Source organism: Mesorhizobium sp. M1169, assembly GCF_040318345.1.
Classification (GTDB): Bacteria; Pseudomonadota; Alphaproteobacteria; order Rhizobiales; family Rhizobiaceae; genus Mesorhizobium.
In genome coordinates this window covers 1-1,337 of the sequence record NZ_JAMYME010000105.1, presented here as the reverse complement: position 1 = coordinate 1,337, position 1,337 = coordinate 1, and the positions used below count along the sequence as shown (strand labels likewise).

The window sequence follows — 1,337 nt, the reverse complement described above, 5'->3', positions numbered from 1 at the left end:
CTGATTCAATCTTCGTCGTAAGAGGAGATTGAGTCGATGATGGGCGAGCAAAGTGTGATGCAGGAGGAGCTGTTCTACGGCTTCAGCCTGGAGCGGCATGTGCCGGCGGATCACCTGCTCAGAGCGATCGACCACTTCGTCGACCTGTCCGCCATCCGCCAGCATCTGGCGCCCTTCTACAGCCCGATCGGCCGTCCCTCGATCGACCCTGAGCTGCTGATCCGCATGCTGATCGTCGGCTATTGCTTCGGCATCCGCTCGGAGCGCCGGCTGTGCGAGGAGGTACATCTGAACCTGGCCTATCGGTGGTTCTGCCGGCTTGGCCTCGAGGGTGATGTGCCTGACCACTCAACCTTCTCCAAGACCCGCCACGGCCGCTTCCGCGATGCCGACCTGCTGCGCGAACTGTTCGAGACCGTCGTCCGGCGCTGCATAGCTGAAGGGCTCGTCGGCGGCGAAGGCTTTGCGGTCGATGCCAGCATGATCGTCGCCGACGCCCATCGTCAGCGCGGGATCGAAACGGCCGAGGACCTCAATCCCAAAGCCAAGCGGGCCGTGGCTGAGTATCTCGCCACTCTGGATGACGCCGCCTTCGGGGCCGCCACGCCGGTGGAGCCCAAGTTCGTCTCCCCTGTTGATCCCGCCGCGCGCTGGACTGCCGCTTGGGGTGGCCCAGCCGTCTATGCCTATTGCACGAACTATTTGATCGACGTGGAGCACGCCATCATCGTGGACGTGGAGCCCTCGACCGCGGTGCGCCAAGCCGAGGTGACGGCCGCCAAGACTATGATCGAGCGGGCGCACGACGAGCTCGGCCTCTGGCCGGAGCGGCTGATTGCCGACACCGGCTACGGCTCGGCCGAAATGCTGAACTGGTTGGTGCATGAGCGTGGGATCGAGCCGCATATCCCGGTCTTCGACAAGTCTAGGCGCAAGGATGGCACCTTCTCGCGCGACGACTTCACCTACGACCATAAGGCCGATACATACATCTGTCCTGGCGGGAAGACGCTCAGGCAGCGCCAGAAGACCTATCGGATGCCACACCCTCTCGTCGACGAGAATGGCATGATGCGCTATCGCGCCAGCAAGCTGGATTGCGACGCCTGTGCCCTGAAGCCCAGCTGTTGCCCGAAGGAGCCGGCGCGCAAGGTGCTGCGCTCGATCTATGAGGGCGCGCGCGACATGGCCCGCGACATCGCAAAGACAGACGCCTACCAGACCTCACGCTATCAGCGGAAGAAGGTGGAGATGCTGTTCGCGCACCTCAAGCGCATCCTGAAGCTCGATCGATTGCGATTGCGCGGCCCCTGTGGTGCCCGCGATGAGTTCCACCT

Annotated in this window: 1 protein-coding gene; it reads left to right on the top strand. The window is 63.4% G+C overall.

From position 1 onward, the window contains the following. Positions 1-36 precede the first annotated feature (36 nt). On the top strand, positions 37-1,337 hold a 1,301-nt coding region (locus NKH41_RS34000), incomplete at its 3' end, for a transposase (protein ID WP_352935977.1).